The organism is Enterobacter cloacae complex sp. IR53041 (assembly GCF_049238285.1).
GTDB classification, from domain to species: domain Bacteria; phylum Pseudomonadota; class Gammaproteobacteria; order Enterobacterales; family Enterobacteriaceae; genus Enterobacter; species Enterobacter roggenkampii.
Genome location: NZ_JBMKHB010000038.1, coordinates 1 through 16,452, shown reverse-complemented (window position 1 = coordinate 16,452; position 16,452 = coordinate 1). Strand labels below are relative to the sequence as shown.

At 50.3% G+C, this 16,452-nt stretch carries 18 protein-coding genes, 1 other RNA gene and 2 pseudogenes; 12 read left to right on the top strand and 9 right to left on the bottom strand.

The genetic code is table 11. The features are described from left to right. The first annotated feature begins 25 nt into the window (after positions 1–25). Positions 26–1,687: a DNA repair protein RecN gene (recN, locus tag ACOTXF_RS20645; protein WP_039025346.1), complete on the top strand. Its 1,662-nt coding sequence runs from the start codon at positions 26–28 to the stop codon at positions 1,685–1,687. Between the two features lie 138 nt (positions 1,688–1,825). Further along, positions 1,826–2,164 (top strand): outer membrane protein assembly factor BamE, encoded by a 339-nt coding sequence (gene bamE / locus ACOTXF_RS20640; RefSeq protein ID WP_008502502.1) that lies wholly within the window; start codon positions 1,826–1,828, stop codon positions 2,162–2,164. A 108-nt stretch (positions 2,165–2,272) separates the two neighbouring features. Here bamE and ACOTXF_RS20635 read toward each other — a convergent pair whose 3' ends face one another. Then, positions 2,273–2,560 (bottom strand): RnfH family protein, encoded by a 288-nt coding sequence (locus ACOTXF_RS20635; RefSeq protein ID WP_047747235.1) that lies wholly within the window; start codon positions 2,558–2,560, stop codon positions 2,273–2,275. Continuing rightward, entirely contained in the window at positions 2,550–2,987 is a 438-nt protein-coding gene (locus ACOTXF_RS20630) for a type II toxin-antitoxin system RatA family toxin (RefSeq protein ID WP_014832955.1), read from the bottom strand. The genes ACOTXF_RS20635 and ACOTXF_RS20630 overlap by 11 nt, the downstream gene beginning before the upstream one ends. 156 nt (positions 2,988–3,143) lie before the next feature. Between ACOTXF_RS20630 and smpB the strand changes: the two genes are divergently transcribed. The 3 genes from smpB (at position 3,144) to ACOTXF_RS20615 (ending at position 5,463) form a co-directional block, all read left to right on the top strand. After that, positions 3,144–3,626, top strand: coding sequence for an SsrA-binding protein SmpB (smpB, locus tag ACOTXF_RS20625; RefSeq protein ID WP_024908331.1), 483 nt, complete (start codon positions 3,144–3,146; stop codon positions 3,624–3,626). Between the two features lie 89 nt (positions 3,627–3,715). Next, positions 3,716–4,079: a transfer-messenger RNA gene (gene ssrA / locus ACOTXF_RS20620) on the top strand. A 184-nt stretch (positions 4,080–4,263) separates the two neighbouring features. Further along, complete coding sequence (locus ACOTXF_RS20615; RefSeq protein ID WP_234115351.1) at positions 4,264–5,463, top strand: integrase domain-containing protein; 1,200 nt, start codon at positions 4,264–4,266, stop codon at positions 5,461–5,463. A gap of 11 nt (positions 5,464–5,474) precedes the next feature. Here the strand turns inward: ACOTXF_RS20615 and ACOTXF_RS20610 are convergent, their stop codons facing one another. The 4 genes from ACOTXF_RS20610 to ACOTXF_RS20595 all read right to left on the bottom strand — a co-directional run bounded on the left by ACOTXF_RS20610 (position 5,475) and on the right by ACOTXF_RS20595 (position 9,110). Next, on the bottom strand, positions 5,475–6,893 hold the full coding sequence (locus ACOTXF_RS20610; protein WP_195494442.1) for a hypothetical protein: 1,419 nt from the start codon (positions 6,891–6,893) through the stop codon (positions 5,475–5,477). Between the two features lie 654 nt (positions 6,894–7,547). After that, positions 7,548–8,114, bottom strand: a complete 567-nt coding sequence (locus ACOTXF_RS20605; protein WP_114265304.1) for a phage polarity suppression protein — start codon at positions 8,112–8,114, stop codon at positions 7,548–7,550. Positions 8,115–8,130: 16 nt separating this feature from the next. After that, on the bottom strand, positions 8,131–8,376 hold the full coding sequence (locus ACOTXF_RS20600; protein WP_000984206.1) for an ogr/Delta-like zinc finger family protein: 246 nt from the start codon (positions 8,374–8,376) through the stop codon (positions 8,131–8,133). Next, positions 8,373–9,110 (bottom strand): glycoprotein 3, encoded by a 738-nt coding sequence (locus ACOTXF_RS20595; RefSeq protein ID WP_234115352.1) that lies wholly within the window; start codon positions 9,108–9,110, stop codon positions 8,373–8,375. The genes ACOTXF_RS20600 and ACOTXF_RS20595 overlap by 4 nt, the downstream gene beginning before the upstream one ends. Positions 9,111–9,659: 549 nt before the next feature. Here ACOTXF_RS20595 and ACOTXF_RS20590 point away from each other — a divergent pair. Genes ACOTXF_RS20590 through ACOTXF_RS20570 form a run of 5 tightly spaced genes read left to right on the top strand, consistent with a single transcriptional unit; the run spans position 9,660 to position 13,363 of the window. Further along, on the top strand, positions 9,660–9,926 hold the full coding sequence (locus ACOTXF_RS20590; RefSeq protein WP_181850455.1) for a helix-turn-helix transcriptional regulator: 267 nt from the start codon (positions 9,660–9,662) through the stop codon (positions 9,924–9,926). Further along, the gene (locus ACOTXF_RS20585; RefSeq protein ID WP_114265302.1) at positions 9,923–10,474 is read left to right on the top strand and encodes a host cell division inhibitor Icd-like protein; all 552 of its coding nucleotides are present in this window, start codon (positions 9,923–9,925) and stop codon (positions 10,472–10,474) included. Before ACOTXF_RS20590 ends, ACOTXF_RS20585 begins: the two co-directional genes overlap by 4 nt. Further along, positions 10,471–10,698: a hypothetical protein gene (locus tag ACOTXF_RS20580; protein ID WP_049007021.1), complete on the top strand. Its 228-nt coding sequence runs from the start codon at positions 10,471–10,473 to the stop codon at positions 10,696–10,698. The genes ACOTXF_RS20585 and ACOTXF_RS20580 overlap by 4 nt, the downstream gene beginning before the upstream one ends. Next, positions 10,695–11,015, top strand: a complete 321-nt coding sequence (locus ACOTXF_RS20575; protein ID WP_192906273.1) for a DUF5375 domain-containing protein — start codon at positions 10,695–10,697, stop codon at positions 11,013–11,015. Before ACOTXF_RS20580 ends, ACOTXF_RS20575 begins: the two co-directional genes overlap by 4 nt. Positions 11,016–11,029: 14 nt before the next feature. Next, positions 11,030–13,363 carry a primase-helicase zinc-binding domain-containing protein gene (locus ACOTXF_RS20570; protein WP_196345620.1) on the top strand — a complete coding sequence of 778 codons (2,334 nt, stop codon included), beginning with the start codon at positions 11,030–11,032 and terminating at the stop codon, positions 13,361–13,363. Positions 13,364–13,469: 106 nt separating this feature from the next. On the opposite strand, the gene ACOTXF_RS20565 is transcribed toward ACOTXF_RS20570, so the two are convergent. Together ACOTXF_RS20565 and ACOTXF_RS20560 are read right to left on the bottom strand one after the other, a co-directional pair. Next, entirely contained in the window at positions 13,470–13,823 is a 354-nt protein-coding gene (locus tag ACOTXF_RS20565) for a nucleotide pyrophosphohydrolase (RefSeq protein ID WP_192906271.1), read from the bottom strand. After that, on the bottom strand, positions 13,804–14,661 hold the full coding sequence (locus ACOTXF_RS20560) for an HNH endonuclease (protein WP_198923008.1): 858 nt from the start codon (positions 14,659–14,661) through the stop codon (positions 13,804–13,806). Before ACOTXF_RS20560 ends, ACOTXF_RS20565 begins: the two co-directional genes overlap by 20 nt. Positions 14,662–15,241: 580 nt before the next feature. On the opposite strand from ACOTXF_RS20560, the pseudogene ACOTXF_RS20555 reads away from it, so the two are divergent. After that, a pseudogene (locus ACOTXF_RS20555) lies at positions 15,242–15,826 on the top strand (integrase arm-type DNA-binding domain-containing protein); the annotation flags it as partial. Between the two features lie 60 nt (positions 15,827–15,886). Next, positions 15,887–16,339: pseudogene (locus ACOTXF_RS20550) on the top strand (tyrosine-type recombinase/integrase); the annotation flags it as partial. 33 nt (positions 16,340–16,372) lie between these two features. Here the strand turns inward: ACOTXF_RS20550 and ACOTXF_RS20545 are convergent. After that, positions 16,373–16,452, bottom strand: an 80-nt coding sequence (locus tag ACOTXF_RS20545; protein ID WP_421635261.1) for an IS1 family transposase, incomplete at its 5' end; no start/stop codon positions are given.

The following is a 16,452-nucleotide window of genomic DNA, read 5'->3' as shown; positions in this document are numbered from 1 at the left end:
TGGTTTTTCATACAGGAAAACAATTATGCTGGCACAACTGACCATCAGCAACTTTGCCATTGTTCGTGAGCTTGAGATCGATTTCCACAGCGGCATGACGGCGATCACCGGGGAAACCGGTGCGGGTAAATCCATTGCCATTGATGCCCTCGGCTTGTGCCTTGGCGGCCGCGCTGAGGGCGACATGGTGCGCATGGGCGCAAATCGTGCCGACCTGTGCGCCCGCTTCTCCCTGAAAGACACCCCTGCCGCCCAGCGCTGGCTGGAACAGAACCAGCTTGAAGATGGACGTGAGTGTTTACTTCGCCGCGTGATCAGCAGCGACGGTCGCTCACGCGGCTTTATCAACGGCACGGCGGTCCCGCTCTCCCAGCTTCGTGAACTCGGCCAGCTGCTTATCCAGATCCACGGTCAGCACGCGCATCAGCAACTCGTTAAACCCGAACAGCAGAAAGCGCTGCTGGATGGTTATGCGGGTGAGTACGCGCTTACTCAGCTTATGGCGGAGCACTATCGCCAGTGGCATCAGAGCTGCCGCGAGCTCGCTCAACACCAGCAGCAAAGCCAGGAGCGCGCCGCCCGTGCGGAGCTGCTGGAATACCAGCTCAAAGAGCTGAACGAATTCAACCCGCAGCCGGGTGAGTTTGAGCAAATCGACGAAGAGTACAAGCGCCTGGCGAACAGCGGTCACTTGCTCTCAACCAGCCAGAATGCGCTCAACCTGCTGGCGGATGGCGAAGACGTTAACCTTCAGAGCCAGCTGTATAACGTCCGTCAGCTGCTTACCGAACTGGTCGGCATGGACAGCAAACTGTCTGGCGTCCTGGATATGCTGGAAGAGGCGGCCATTCAGATCTCTGAAGCCGGTGACGAACTTCGCCACTACTGTGAGCGTCTGGATCTCGACCCGAACCGTCTTTTTGAGCTGGAGCAGCGTATCTCCCGTCAGATCTCGCTGGCGCGCAAGCACCACGTTACGCCGGAAGAGCTGCCGGGCTACTATCAGTCTCTGCTGGACGAGCAGCAGCAGCTTGACGATCAGGCTGACTCGCAGGAGACCCTCTCTCTGGCGGTGAACCTGCACCATGAACAGGCGCTGGCGACAGCGCAAAAGCTGCATAATATTCGTCAGCACTATGCTCAGGAGTTAAGCCAGCACATTACCGACAGCATGCACACGCTGGCGATGCCGCACGGCGTCTTCACCATTGACGTTCGCTTTGAAGAGAACCACCTGACGGCGGAAGGTGCGGATCGCATCGAATTCCGCGTCACCACCAACCCGGGGCAGCCGCTGCAGGCGATCTCCAAAGTGGCCTCAGGCGGTGAACTGTCGCGTATTGCGCTGGCGATTCAGGTGATCACCGCGCGCAAAATGGACACCCCGGCGCTGATTTTCGATGAAGTGGATGTCGGCATCAGCGGTCCGACGGCGGCGGTGGTGGGTAAACTGCTGCGCCAGCTCGGCGAATCCACGCAGGTGATGTGTGTCACCCACCTGCCGCAGGTCGCGGGCTGCGGTCATCATCACTTTATCGTCAGCAAAGAAACCGACGGTGAAATGACCGAAACGCACATGAAGCCGCTGGATAAACGTGCGCGTCTGCAGGAGCTGGCACGCCTGCTCGGCGGCAGCGAAGTCACGCGTAACACACTCGCGAACGCGAAAGAACTGCTGGCGGCATAAACTTTTTCGGGATCTCAGGGTCATACAGAACAACAAAAACGCCGCCAGACCGGTTTCAAAGTGGGGCAAGGTCTATTATCATCGGCATATTACATATGAGCCGCGTTCTGCTCGGGCCCGAAAAGGAATCAAATCACTATGCGTTGTAAAATGCTGACCGCTGCCGCAGCGGTTCTTCTGATGTTGACCGCAGGCTGTTCCACTCTGGAGAAAGTGGTTTACCGTCCTGACATCAACCAGGGGAACTACCTTACCCCTAACGATGTGTCCAAAATCCGCGTGGGGATGACACAACAGCAGGTCGCTTATGCACTGGGAACCCCGATGATGTCCGATCCGTTCGGCACTAACACCTGGTTCTATGTATTCCGTCAGAAGCCGGGCCATGAAGATGCGACCCAGCAGACCCTGACGCTGACCTTCAGCAGCGCCGGTGTGTTGACCAACATCGACAACAAGCCTGCCCTGACTAAATAATCCGGTGTCAGAAATGCAAAAAGGTGCTCATTGAGCACCTTTTTTGTATCTGAGTTCTTACGAAGAATCGTAGCCCCGGTAAGCGCAGCGCCATCGGAGAAGAAAGCGCTACTTACTGGCCTTCTCCGCGCGCTGACGACGCAGCTCTTTCGGGTCGGCAATCAGCGGACGATAAATCTCCACCCGGTCGCCCTCTTTCAGCACATCGCCCAGCTTCACCGGACGGCTGTAAATCCCGACCTTGTTCTTCGCCAGGTCGATATCGCTGCGAAGTTCGAGGATGCCGGAAGCACGGATGGCCGCCTCAACGGTCGCCCCCTCTTCCAGCGTCACGCGCTGCAGATACTGCTTCTCCGTCAACGCATAAACCACTTCTACAGCAATCTTATGCGACACTGTAAACCTCTTTGGCGCGGGTGGTGAACGCCTGAACCATATTCGATGCCAGCTCTTTAAAGATGCGGCCAAACGCCAGCTCAATCAGCTTATTGGTAAACTCAAAGTCCAGATGGAACTCAATGCGGCAGGCGTCAGCGCTCAGCGGCGTAAACTTCCAGCCTCCCATCAGGGTTTTGAACGGACCATCCACCAGATGCATCAAAATACTCTGATTGCTCGTCAGCGTATTACGGGTGGTGAACGTCTTGCTGATCCCCGCTTTGGAGACATCCACCGCCGCGGTCATCTGCGTCGGGCCAGACTCCAGAACGCGGCTCCCGGTGCATCCCGGAATAAATTCTGGATAAGACTGAACATCGTTCACTAACTGATACATTTGTTCCGCGCTGTAAGGCACAAGCGCAGTACGGCTAATCTGAGGCATAGCATTTCCCATGGTCACACAACGGACAAATAATAACATTTATCACCTGTTAAAAAAACGCTAAGCCTCATCTCGTGCTAAGATAGCGCGTTAGACCTCACAGGACGCAATGAGGTGACTTTTTGAAATCAGATTACCGACGGCTTTACGACACTTATGACGAAGAAAAAAGCACATAAACCAGGCTCGGCGACCATTGCGCTCAACAAGCGTGCTCGCCACGAGTATTTCATTGAAGAAGAATTCGAAGCTGGCCTTGCGTTGCAGGGCTGGGAAGTAAAATCGCTGCGCGCCGGGAAAGCCAACATCGGCGATAGCTACGTGATCCTGAAAGATGGCGAAGCCTTCCTGTTCGGCGCGAACTTTACGCCGCTGACCGTCGCCTCTTCACACTACGTTTGTGACCCTACGCGCACGCGCAAATTGCTGCTGAACAAGCGTGAGCTGGAATCCCTCTACGGACGCATCAACCGCGAAGGTTTCACCGTGGTCGCCCTGTCGCTGTACTGGAAAAACGCCTGGTGTAAAGTGAAAATTGGCGTCGCGAAGGGTAAAAAACAGCACGACAAGCGTACTGACCTGAAAGAGCGCGAGTGGCAGCTGGACAAAGCGCGCATTATGAAAAACGCAGGACGTTGATTCTGCACACTTATTGTACTATTCAATAAGTTAGCGTTCCGGGCTGGTATCCAGGAAGTGAAATCTGGTATACTCAGTTCAACACTATTGGGGCTGATTCTGGATTCGACGGGATTTGCGAAACCCAAGGTGCATGCCGAGGGGCGGTTTGCCTCGTTAAAAGCCGCAAAAAAATAGTCGCAAACGACGAAAACTACGCTTTAGCAGCTTAATAACCTGCTCTGAGCCCTCTCTCCCTAGCTTCCGCTCTTAAGACGGGGATCAAAGAGAGGTCAAACCCAAAAGAGATCGCGTGGAAGCCCTGCCTGGGGTTGAAGCGTTAAAACTAATCAGGCTAGTTCGTTAGTGGCGTGTCTGTCCGCAGCTGGCGTGCGAATGTAAAGACAAACTAAGCATGTAGTACCGAGGATGTAGAAATTTCGGACGCGGGTTCAACTCCCGCCAGCTCCACCACTTGCTCTTCCGGATACGTCCGGGGAAATCCTGAAAGCCCGCACGGCACAAGCCCTGCGGGCTTTTTTGTATCTGTTGTTGTCCGAGGACATCCGGCTAAATCCGGTGATTATTGGTATACGTTTAGGTATACGGTAGGATGTATACCTAAAAGCGTATACCAATTCATGAAGGAGCGGCCACAATGGCACGGACAACACGGCCCCTGACCAATACCGAAGTTCTGCGCGCTAAAGCCTTAGAGAAGGATCTAACGCTGCATGATGGCGATGGACTTTTCCTGATAGTGAAAACAAGCGGCAAGAAACTCTGGCGCTTTCGCTATCAACGTCCGGCAACAAAGCAGCGGACAATGATGGGCCTCGGTGCCTTCCCCGCCCTATCGCTTGCTGATGCCAGAGGGTTAAGAACGAATTACCTTGCCTTGTTAGCTAATGGCATCGACCCCCAAGTTCAAGCTGAAGTTGCAGAGGAAGAGCAGCAAATCGCTCTGGACAGTATTTTTTCGACGGTTGCCGCTAACTGGTTCCAACTCAAAAGCAAAAGCGTTACCCCTGATTACGCAAAAGACATTTGGCGCTCACTGGAAAAAGATGTATTCCCTGCCATTGGTGGGATTCCCGTTCAGCAAATCAAAGCCCGAACATTGGTTGAAGCACTTGAGCCAATCAAAGCTCGTGGGGCGCTTGAGACTGTACGTCGACTGGTGCAACGCATTAACGAGATAATGATTTATGCCGTAAACACTGGTCTGATTGATGCGAATCCAGCATCAGGTGTTGGAATGGCCTTTGAGAAGCCCAAAAAACAAAACATGCCAACTCTGCGGCCAGAAGAATTACCGAAGCTGATGCGTTCTTTAGTCATGTCAAATCTGTCTGTTCCGACTCGCTGTCTCATTGAATGGCAACTCCTGACGCTTGTGCGCCCTTCTGAGGCTTCAGGTGCTCGATGGGCTGAGATCGATCTCAATGCCAAACTCTGGACAATTCCAGCCGAACGAATGAAAGCTAAACGTGAACATTTAGTACCTCTATCCACACAGGCGTTAGAGATTCTAGAAGTGATGAAGCCAATCAGTGCTCATCGCGAACATGTTTTTCCAAGCAGGAACGACCCCAAAAAATCAATGAACAGCCAAACGGCAAACGCTGCCTTAAAACGCATAGGCTATGGAGGTAAGCTTGTTGCTCATGGTCTACGTTCTATAGCGAGTACAGCTCTTAATGAAAATGGTTTTAATCCAGATGTAATTGAAGCAGCATTAGCACATTCGGATAAGAATGAAGTAAGACGTGCATATAATCGTTCTACCTATTTAGAACAACGTCATGAGTTAATGAATTGGTGGGGTTGTAAAGTTTGCCCTACCAATTCATTTTAAGATAAAATAGATCATACTTTTCCGGGGTATGTTTTAAACATACTCCTTAATACGTCAAATGTCTGTTCACCTATGGTTGAAAATTCCTTAATCATTTCCATTAAGTCATTTCGGCTAATCAAGAAAATATACAAACCTTGATCTTTCGATATTTCTTTCACTCTATCAAGATACTTTTCCTCAGCAGGATTTTCGCAGAATATTAAACCTATCTTAGAATTACATTCTTCGACTTTTCTAAGTGTAGTATAAATATGTTCCTTGTTCAATTTATGCTGAGGGTCAATGACATTCACAACTATCAACTCTGAAATAATATTGTACACTGAAAAATCAAAAAAGAAACCTTTCTTAGCCTCATTGATTAATAAAAAGAGACAGCACCGTTCATCCTCACTTATTAATTTTGGGTAAAACAAGCTAGGATAGAATATTGAAATCAATATCTTCTTGTATGCTTTAGTGTAATTACTAAAGTCGTTGTTTTTAATTGCTAAATCAATATCTTTCATTAGATCTTTTATGGGGAGAATTACAGGATCTTCATCCTTATCAAAATCACTATGCGCTAGAGGATTCGGAGGATTAATCTCCAGATCTTTTTTATATTCTTTCAAGGTATTAGGATATTTTACGAGCTGAGACTCGATAAATTCCTTAGTCTGACCATACTCATCAATGATACTTGTTGTGGTAACAACCCTCTCTCCTTTAAGCACTTTAACTAATGCCGAACCAGAGCTTATCAATTCCTTTTTCATTTCCGGAATAATATGTCTCCGATATAAATCCCTATGTGAATAGATTATCTCTTCACGTGCAAGTATCTTAGGAATAAGGATAATCTCCTCGCCTTCAAAAACAGGGAGATGAAAACGCTTTTTATGCCATTTACTACTAACCTTATCCCACGTTTTGACTTCTGTAACCTCTTTAGTCTCAATGCCGTAAAATATACAAACATCCTTTGTATATTCTATAAAAAAACCTTTAAGAATATTACAAACTGAATCCGATATTCGGTCAGAACCAATACCTGGGATAGTCAAAGCTGTATCTTCTAGATCAGTTAATATTCCTGATTTTGCAGCCTGACTACTCTTTAGAGAATCCAAAATATCTTCAGCAGTTTTTTCACCAAGAGCAGTTCCGGATGATTCTTTTGTTGAATATCCTAAATGAAAGGCATTGGACTCTCTTAGTGATGACAATAAATAAGCAGCTTTTTTAAAATCATTATTTTTTATAGACACCATTATTTCTGTAAAATAGTCTTGTAACGCGTAAACTAAATCCTGCCCCCATTGGGATTTTAAAACCTTTATAGATGTTGGATCTAAAAAAAATCTTAAATCAGTGTGCAGAGGAATATCCAAAAAATCTAACGCTACTTGTCTGCCTTCAACTCCAAAAGCCTCTGAAAACCTCATGTAACACCCCTTTCCAATAATAAATGTAAAAATAAGATCATTCTTATTTTTATAGCAAAGGTGAGTTGATCACAAGATCTTATGAATTGCGCAACAATAATTATCCCTATTTTTTGAAGCTGACGAACATTTCCCGTTGCGTACAGAGCTTTCCCCGCCTCGCCTGCACGCCTCGTGGGTATGTTTTAATGCAGTTTCTTTGCGAGGCTCAGGCTGCCACAGGCCTGAATACGTCAGGGATATAGCAGACTCAGAAGCGATACAATGCCCCCCGAAATGACTGATTTCCGCCGTCCCCGGGTGGTTTTTTCTTACCCCTCGACTGGTTGCCTCAGAGGCTCGCCACGCCCTCGAACAACAACGCACCATCCACCGACACTCCCACGAATCCGCACAGCGCAGTGACGCGCTCAGGCCGCGAAATTAAATATCATTAAATAAATACTTTACCGCTGGCGCGCAATGCTCTCCCCGCCACGCCTGCCCGCTTAAGGGACCGCTTTTAATGCAGGTGCAAAGGTGGTCTCAGGCCGCGCCACGACTGGCGCTGGTCGGGAGTACAGGGGCGGGAAAACGCATGCAAAACCATGCACCTTATGGATGCATGGCTTAATTCGGGAAAAATGACGGTATTTACGGGGATTTTTTGACAGGTTACTGCGCGGCCAGTGCAGCACGTCGACGGGTGTAAATCATGTTCTGTGCAGGGGTGAATTTTTCACGATTATCATCCCGCGAAGGCGCGTCAGGCCTGTATCCGATGGCCGTTAAAATATCTTTATCTTGTGCAGAATAATTAATTTCATTTCCAGCGGTCAGCCAGACGGAAAGAGCGTCTCTCAGGTAAGTGACTGAACGGTCAAGCGCGCGGTTTTTTATCATCGCGGGCTGGTTTTTAATCCCCATCAGCTCCGGTGCCAGCGCGGCGGTCATCTCTGCGCCGTTCTGCTGCATAAAATCATGCAGCCGGTTACGGATGCTGATGCGCTGCACCTCCTCATGCGAGAAGATGTAGCGACCGGCGGCCTGATTAACTCCCCACTTTTTTACGTCAATCAGGTCACGCAGCGTCTGTAATCTGCGGAAACCTGATGCATTGTCATCCAACAATAATTCCTGATATTCCTGCATTGCGGCGGCCAGTTCGGTTTTACGGTTCAGCCACGCGGTTTTGTTCGTCTGACAGGCTTCATAGGCCTGCTGTAAGGTCAGGGTGGTCACGGGTTGTCTCTCCTGATTAATGGCGGAACGGCGAGCTGTAGCAGCCTTTTACCCGACGGGGTGCCACGGGGACTGTCGGCACCGGTGCGGGTTTCTCATCGACGACCGGGGAACGTATCACTTCAAATATGGACTCATGCGTTTTGAATGTCGCCGAGCAGTGCACATTCTGGCACTGCAGGTAACTCTCTTTGACGCTGTCAGACATATAGCGACTGGTGCGGACGTGGGCCGCTGTACGGCAGAAAGGGCAACGCATCATGACAGTAACCCCCGTGCTTTCAGGTCGGCTTCACGTTCCCGCATTTTTTCCTGCCAGACTTTCCGCTGAACGGGCGTGGCCGCAACGTCATGCTCCATATGCGGCAGCGTGGAGGCCGACAGTCCTGTTTTAAACAGCACCGGTTCATCGGTCAGACGGATATCGCAGCCTTTCACCTCCTGCTCAAGCCGGTCTTTCACCTGCTGCATAACGGCCTGTTCTGGCTGGATATAGCCCTGATGCCCGGTGGTATTGGCAAGCGGGTTATTCAGAACCAGTATGTTGAGTTTCATTGCCCTGACCAGCGCGCTACAGGTATCACGCAGGGCAGCATCAAGTTCATGCTCTGCGTACTGGCTGAGGACGCTGTGATGTGCCTGACGATACGCTCTGGCCGTCCGGTCACACGCTCCCTTAAAGCTGTCCAGCTCAAAAGACAGAACCTCAGCCATATTGTCACATTCCTGCACCAGCTCCCGCCGTGCCACGCGCGCCAGATGGCGTTGTTTCAGCTCGTCGGTAATGACAGCACCACCGGCACGAAAGGCGGTGCGCCATGCGCCGGAATCAGTGCCGCTTTCCTGCTCCAGTTCTTTTTTTTGTGCTTTCACCTGGCTGATGGTCGCCGTGGTTTCGTCCATGCGTCGGGCACTGGTGAGATGCGCTTCTCTGGCCGTCTCAAGACGCTCCATTGCTGGTTTAAGGTAGTCGGGAATAGCAGCAGTCTGAGTCATGTCGGGTCTCCTCTTCGTTTCAATCTGATGAGATTCTGCCGCGACAGACACAACAACACGATTCATTGCCGTTGTGGCAAAAATGGCACAAACAGACCTTAAAACCCGGCTGGCCAGAGAAAGGTCTCAGGAAAACCTTACTCACTGTTTATTTTTTTACTTATAACTATTCACTACTGTTCACTGAAAATAAAAAGACAATTAATACAGTAAGATAAAGGGTGAACAGTTGAGGGTATAACTGTTCACCGACTGTTCACTACTGTTCACCTTTCTGTTTTTACGATGCTCTGCTTGCTTAGATTTTTTAGCGATTAAAAAATCAATTTATATAAATAAAAGTAATCATAGGTTTGCCAAAGAATTATCAGGGATTGCCAACGATTGTCAGGGATTGCCACTGTTTGCCATTTGCTTGTTAACAGTTTGTTGTGTGGTATTTCGCTGCAAAATGACTTGTTGCCCTCGGGGAAAATATTCACAAAATAGAGAGCTACCCGAGGCCGGACGGACACGACCGGCACTGTATGGACTTTATGAGGTAGCCCGATGCACACTGCTTTTTCTTCCCCGTCTTCTGCCCCTGTCGCGCCGCTGATGCCGGTTTCTGATGTCGTTCAGGAGCGCTTTATCCGCCTGCCCGAAGTGATGCATTTATGCGGCCTTTCCCGCTCAACCATTTATGATCTCATCAGCCGGGAGGCATTCCCGAAACAAATCTCCCTCGGCGGTAAAAACGTGGCGTGGGCGCACTCAGAAATCACGGCATGGATGACTGACCGCATTGCCGAGCGCAACCGGGGTTATGACGCATGATGAAGACTGTTCAGCAAACAGCCCCTTTTTCTGGCTTGCTTCTTTTCGCAGTTTCCAGGTATAGTTTTCCCGCTGTCGCAAAATCGGCAGCCGGGATTTGCAGCCCGTGTAACTCAATGGCGACAACAGACGCGCCATGCGTCTTTTTTTACGTCGTAGCTCAGGCACACCCATTTTTCGGGCTGTGGTGTTTACACCGTGGCTCCTGTCAGATAATGGTGACCCGGGCGGGGCAGCCTTCGGGCTGGCCGGTATCCATTGAGGCCGGTACTGCAAACCCCGTCCGGGCCACCACCCATGAGATTTGCAGCTCCGGTGGTGGCGATAACCGCTACTCAATGGAGGTTGCCCTTATGGCTACGACCCTCACCCCGTCACACCCGCAATTCGTCTTTGTGTTTGCCGCCGTTCGTCGCGCAGACCGTAAACCCCATATTTGTATGCTCCGCACCGTTGCCGGTGATGAACACGCCGCACGGCTTTCCCTCGTTCGCGATTACGTCCTCTCGTTTGCTGGCCGTCTGCCGGTTGCGGAGGTGCGCGCATGAGACACACCACCATTACCGCCCGTGACCTCGAATGTCTGGAGCATATGCGCAACGTCGGCCAGCTTGTCGGCGACCTGATGCAGGTGCAGGACTGCACGACCGTGCGCCGTGACCCGGCGCAGCAGTTACAGCTCACCTCCGTGATTTACCTTATGACCGCCCAGCTCGACGGCGTGGTCGAACGCTGCAATCAGCACTGGCTGACCGGGGAGGGCAACGTATGAAAAAGCCATTACCGCCCGTATTACGCGCCGCGCTCTATCGCCGCGCCGTGGCCTGTGCATGGCTGACGGTATGCGAGCGTCAGCACCGCTACCCGCACCTCACCCTCGACACACTGGAAAGCGCCATTGCCGCCGAGCTGGAGGGATTCTACCTGCGCCAGCACGGCGAGGAAAAAGGTCGTCAGATTGCCTGTGCACTGCTGGAAGATTTAATGGAAGCCGGACCACTGAAAGCCGCGCCGTCGCTGTCCTTTCTCGGGCTCGCCGTGATGGATGAACTCTGCGCCCGCCATATCACCGCACCGGTACTGCACTGAGGGAGAAAATAACAATGAAAATGAACGTAACGGAAACCGTAAAACAGGCCTGCGGCCACTGGCCGCGCATTCTCCCGGCGCTGGGTGTGAAGGTGATTAAAAACCGGCATCAGGCCTGCCCTGTGTGCGGTGGCTCTGACCGTTTCCGGTTTGACGACAAAGAGGGGCGCGGGACGTGGTTCTGCAACCAGTGTGGCGCAGGTGACGGTCTGAAACTGGTGGAAAAGGTGTTCGGCGTAAATCCGTCTGAGGCCGCCCGGAAGGTGAACGGTGTAACCGGCAACCTGCCACCGGTTGCCCCGGAAATGATTGCGGCCGCAAAAGCCGGAACGGAGACCGACCACAAAGCGGCGGCCGCACTGGCCGTCAGGCTCATGGAGAAAACCCGACCGGCCACCGGCAACGCCTATCTTACCCGAAAAGGTTTCCCCGCTCTGGAATGTCTGATGCTCACAGCCATACATAAAACCGGCGGCGTGACGTTCCGCGCCGGTGATGTGGTTGTCCCGCTGTATGACGATACCGGGGCGCTGGTTAACGTTCAGCTTATTAATGCTGATGGTCTCAAACGCACCCTGAAAGGCGGTCAGGTCAAAGGGGCATGTCATATCATCGAGGGGCAGAAACAGCCCGGAAAACGCCTGTGGATTGCGGAGGGTTATGCGACCGCGCTCACCGTGCATCAACTGACCGGCGAAACCGTCATGGTGGCGCTGTCGTCTGTGAACCTCCTTTCTCTGGCAGGCCTTGCCCGGCAAAAGCACCCGGCCTGTCAGATTATTCTCGCCGCCGACCGTGACCTCAACGGCGACGGCCAGAGCAAAGCCGCTGCGGCCGCAGGAGCCTGCGAGGGCATTGTCGCCCTGCCGCCGGTGTTCGGTGACTGGAATGATGCGTTTATAGAGAAAGGAGAGGAGGGCACGCGGAAAGCGATTTATGACGCCATCCGGCCACCGGCTGATAGTCCTTTCACTACCATGAGCGAGGCGGAATTTACCGCCATGAGCACCAGTGAAAAGGCAATGCGGGTGCATGAGCATTACGGCGAAGCGCTGGCCGTGGACGCGAACGGTCAGCTCCTGTCCCGCTATGAGGCCGGGATATGGAAAATCATTCCACCGTCAGACTTTGCCCGCGACGTGGCCGGGTTATTTCAGCGTCTGCGCGCCCCGTTCTCGTCGGGGAAAATAGCCTCAGTGGTGGAGACCCTGAAACTGATTATTCCGCAGCAGGACACCCCGGCACGGCGTCTGATTGGCTTTCGCAATGGCGTACTCGATACCGCCACCGGCACATTCAGCCCGCACCATAAATCGCACTGGCTGCGCACACTCTGTGATGTCGATTTTACCCCGCCGGTGGAGGGTGAAACGCTGGAAACCCACGCCCCGGATTTCTGGCGCTGGCTCGACCGTGCCGCCGGTGGCAGACAGGAAAAACGCGACGTGATACTTGCCGCCCTGTTTATGGTGCTGGCGAACCGCTACGACTGGCAGCTCTTTCTTGAGGTGACCGGGCCGGGTGGCAGTGGCAAAAGTATTCTGGCCGAAATTGCGACGATGCTTGCCGGGGAAGATAACGCCACATCGGCCACTATCGAAACGCTGGAATCACCCCGCGAACGCGCTGCGCTGATTGGCTTCTCGCTGATACGTCTGCCTGACCAGGAGAAATGGAGCGGTGACGGGGCAGGACTCAAGGCCATCACCGGCGGGGATGCGGTCTCCGTTGACCCGAAATACAAGGATGCGTACTCCACCCATATTCCGGCGGTGATTCTGGCCGTGAACAATAACCCGATGCGCTTTACCGACCGCAGCGGCGGTGTTTCCCGTCGCCGGGTGATTCTGCATTTTCCGGAACAGATTGCCCCGGAAGAGCGCGACCCGCAGCTTAAGAACAAAATCGCCCGCGAGCTGGCCGTGATTGTTCGACAGCTTATGCAGAAGTTCAGCGATCCGATGACCGCCCGCACACTGCTCCAGTCACAGCAGAACTCCGACGAGGCGCTCAGTATTAAACGCGACGCCGACCCGACATTTGATTTTTGTGGCTATCTGGAGGCGTTGCCGGAGCCTGAGGGGATGTATATTGGCAATGCCAACATCATTCCGCGTCAGCCGCGCCTGTATCTGTATCATGCCTATCTGGCGTATATGGAAGCCCACGGCTACAGGAATACCCTGAGCCTTACCATGTTCGGTAAAGGACTGCCAGCCATGCTGAAAGAATACGGGCTAAGTTATGAGAAGCGCCGGAAAAATCAGGGCATACAGACCAATCTCGCGCTAAGAGAGGAAAGCAACGCTGACTGGCTGCCGAAATGCAATGACCCCATAGCGAAATAATTTACCCAGACCGGCGGCAGCCGGTCTTTTTAATCTGCACACCGTCCAGAGTAAACAGCCTTCCCATACAGGACCTCTCTGCTTTGTTTAAGGCGTCTTGGTGCTACTACAGCTCGGTGTACTTCTTCGCTGAACCAAAGCAGGCTTCAATTGGATATTTTTTATCGTTAGCTTCGAGCTTTTTATAAGCTGCGTCGAGGATGTTGATATTCAATTTATCTGAAATCTGTAAGAGATATAACGAAACATCAGCCACTTCTTGTTCCGCCTCTATTAACTGCTTAGAGTTAAGATTCTTACTCTCTTCCTCAGTCAACCACTGGAATATTTCAATTAATTCGCTAGCTTCAACAGACAATGCAATTGAGAGATTTTTTGGTGAATGGAATTTATCCCAATTTCTGGCCTTAGCAAAGTCAGCCAGCTCCTTCTGTAGGTCTTCAAGACTTTTGGTTTTCATAAATTGCCCTCAGGTCATCAAGCGTAAGCCATGGACGTTTTCTGTGAAGCATCCTGTGACAATTTGAACAGACAATGGCCAGATCACAAAGGGCTGTTTCTTCATTTTTATCTCGAAGACTTAGGGGGTTTTTGTGATGGCATTCTGCAAAACCGCGGCCGAGTTTACCGTATGTTTCCTCAAAATCCATTGAACAGATTTCGCACTCAAGTTTACCTGTTACGTTAAGTGTCTGCTCTTTCTTCTGCTTAATGATTTTGGGATCTCTCTCCCGAGAGAGGTGCAATCTCGTTATGGGCATACCTTCTAAACTGGACACTACAGCAGATGACTCTTCATCAGCTTGCTCATCCACATTACAGCCAATCTCTGTAAGCTGCTCTATCGAGATGGCCTGAGTAATCGAACCCTGCGTACAGGCAGAATAACGCACAGCCTCAACGAAAGCCTCATTGAAGAACTCTGTTCCAAAGTAAATATCTTCACCATAATCTTGAACAATTTTGAAGTCGAAGCGATGTGGATAAATCTCATCATCAGGCCAAACTTTCGTAGAGGCGGTATAATAGTCTCTTGTTACTTGACCGACTATGATCTTTTGCACCAAACCACGGAAATTTTGCAGGTGTTCTTTACCCACGCGGGAGAAACCGGGAGGGGATGCTCCCTCGGATTTCAGCCAAGAAATTGAGTAAACAAAGGCAATTAGATCATCTTTCTTTATATTCTGAACAGTACCTTTCTTTGTCTCCTTTACTCCCCAAACTCCTTGATTCATACCAATCTGAAAATTAATTTTCGAGTGAGGTTTATCTGATATATATACTACCCAAATCACGTTATAGCCTTATGATATAATGATTTTTATTTATCTTATCGCTATACGGTTTTAGAAGATACACTAAAAGTGATCTCAGGTACGCATTTAGTAAAACAGGTATCACTGGCCAGCCATTTCTTGACGGGGGCAAAAGGACGTGAACAGTAAAGTGTTCACTGTTCACCAACCATTCACAACTTAACTATATGAATTGTATAGACAAAACCGCAAAGTGAACAGTGTGAACAGTTTTCCCAAAAAAAAGTTTTTTTCTTGATGTGATCCATGAAAAAACAGGTTTGCTTAACCACAGGAAACACTGCAACAAATCGCCATTGGTATACGCTTAGGTATACAAATGAAAGCTGAATTGACTAATATTTAATAAAAACATTAAGTTAAATAATTTATTCAGACTCCGCCAGCCCACCACTTTTTAGTTGTTTGAAGTACAATGAAGTCTACTAAGCCCGCATGGAACCAGCCTTGCGGGCTTTTTTACGTCTATAGTAGTCTACCGAGAATTGCTAGAAGCTACTCGTTATGGCACCCTTTTTGGGACCCAGCACAAAGGGTCCAAAACTTTAGGGTCCCAAACATGGCAAAAATCGCTAAGAAGCTCACTGACACTGAAATCAAAAGCACCAAACCTGCCGAGAAAGAGGTTAACCTTTTTGACGGCGATGGTTTGCTACTGCGAATCGCTCCCCTGGCGAAGGGAGGGAAGAAAAATTGGTATTTCAGATATGCAGTGCCTGTGACCAAAAAGCGAACTAAGGTGAGCTTAGGAACCTATCCTCACCTTACACTTGCGAAGGCACGAGCTTTACGTGATGAATACTTGTCGTTGCTTGCAAATGGTATAGACCCACAAGTTCATAACACCCAGAAAGCCAATGCCCTGAAAGAAGCCACGGAACACACATTTCAAGCAGTAGCCAAGAAGTGGCTTGATGAGAAAGTCAAAACGTCAGGCATCTCCCAGGATCATGCTAACGACATCTGGCGAAGTCTAGAGAGAAATATCTTTCCAACGTTGGGTGATACCCCCATTAAGGAGATTCGCCCTAAAATGCTTAAACAGCATTTAGACCCCATATAAAAACGAGGTGTCCTTGAAACACTTCGCCGCATCATATCCCGACTGAATGAAATCTTCCGTTGGGCAGCCACTGAAGAACTTATTGAGTTCAATCCGGCTGACAATCTTGCCCAGAGATTTAGTAAGCCGAAGAAACAGAACATGCCAGCCCTGCCCCCAACCGAACTCCCCCGCTTCCTTACAGTGTTAAAAAACGCCTCAGTCCGAATGGAGACACGATTGCTGATTGAATGGCAGTTACTAACTTGGGTTCGTCCTGGTGAGGCTGTTCGCACAAGATGGGCCGATATAGATACCGATAACTCAATGTGGAACATTCCTGCTGAGTTTATGAAAATGAAGAAGCCGCATAAAGTCCCATTGAGTAAAGAAGCTTTGCGTGTCATTGAGTCAATGAAATCAATAAGTGGGAATAGAGAGTGGGTTTTCCCAAGCATCAAAGCTCCACTCAATCACATGCATGAACAAACAGCAAATGCCGCTATTATTCGCATGGGCTTTGGGGGTGAGCTTGTGGCTCACGGAATGAGATCTATTGCACGAACGGCTGCTGAAGAGACTAGCAAATTCAGAACAGAAGTTCTGGAAGCGGCTCTCACACACTCAAAAAAGGGTAATGACTCCAACTTACTGATAGTGTTTTATGTTCAGATAATGCCCGACGACTTTGTCATGCAGCTCCACCGATTTTGAGAACGACAGTGACT

Excerpts from the sequence above, each read along its gene's own strand:
- recN (WP_039025346.1), top strand. The coding sequence starts at position 26 with ATGCTGGCACAACTGACCATCAGCAACTTTGCCATTGTTCGTGAGCTT.
- bamE (WP_008502502.1), top strand. The coding sequence starts at position 1,826 with ATGCGTTGTAAAATGCTGACCGCTGCCGCAGCGGTTCTTCTGATGTTG.
- ACOTXF_RS20630 (WP_014832955.1), bottom strand. The coding sequence starts at position 2,987 with ATGCCTCAGATTAGCCGTACTGCGCTTGTGCCTTACAGCGCGGAACAA.
- smpB (WP_024908331.1), top strand. The coding sequence starts at position 3,144 with ATGACGAAGAAAAAAGCACATAAACCAGGCTCGGCGACCATTGCGCTC.
- ACOTXF_RS20615 (WP_234115351.1), top strand. The coding sequence starts at position 4,264 with ATGGCACGGACAACACGGCCCCTGACCAATACCGAAGTTCTGCGCGCT.
- ACOTXF_RS20610 (WP_195494442.1), bottom strand. The coding sequence starts at position 6,893 with ATGAGGTTTTCAGAGGCTTTTGGAGTTGAAGGCAGACAAGTAGCGTTA.
- ACOTXF_RS20600 (WP_000984206.1), bottom strand. The coding sequence starts at position 8,376 with ATGATGCGTTGCCCTTTCTGCCGTACAGCGGCCCACGTCCGCACCAGT.
- ACOTXF_RS20595 (WP_234115352.1), bottom strand. The coding sequence starts at position 9,110 with ATGACTCAGACTGCTGCTATTCCCGACTACCTTAAACCAGCAATGGAG.
- ACOTXF_RS20590 (WP_181850455.1), top strand. The coding sequence starts at position 9,660 with ATGCACACTGCTTTTTCTTCCCCGTCTTCTGCCCCTGTCGCGCCGCTG.
- ACOTXF_RS20585 (WP_114265302.1), top strand. The coding sequence starts at position 9,923 with ATGATGAAGACTGTTCAGCAAACAGCCCCTTTTTCTGGCTTGCTTCTT.
- ACOTXF_RS20580 (WP_049007021.1), top strand. The coding sequence starts at position 10,471 with ATGAGACACACCACCATTACCGCCCGTGACCTCGAATGTCTGGAGCAT.
- ACOTXF_RS20575 (WP_192906273.1), top strand. The coding sequence starts at position 10,695 with ATGAAAAAGCCATTACCGCCCGTATTACGCGCCGCGCTCTATCGCCGC.
- ACOTXF_RS20570 (WP_196345620.1), top strand. The coding sequence starts at position 11,030 with ATGAAAATGAACGTAACGGAAACCGTAAAACAGGCCTGCGGCCACTGG.
- ACOTXF_RS20565 (WP_192906271.1), bottom strand. The coding sequence starts at position 13,823 with ATGAAAACCAAAAGTCTTGAAGACCTACAGAAGGAGCTGGCTGACTTT.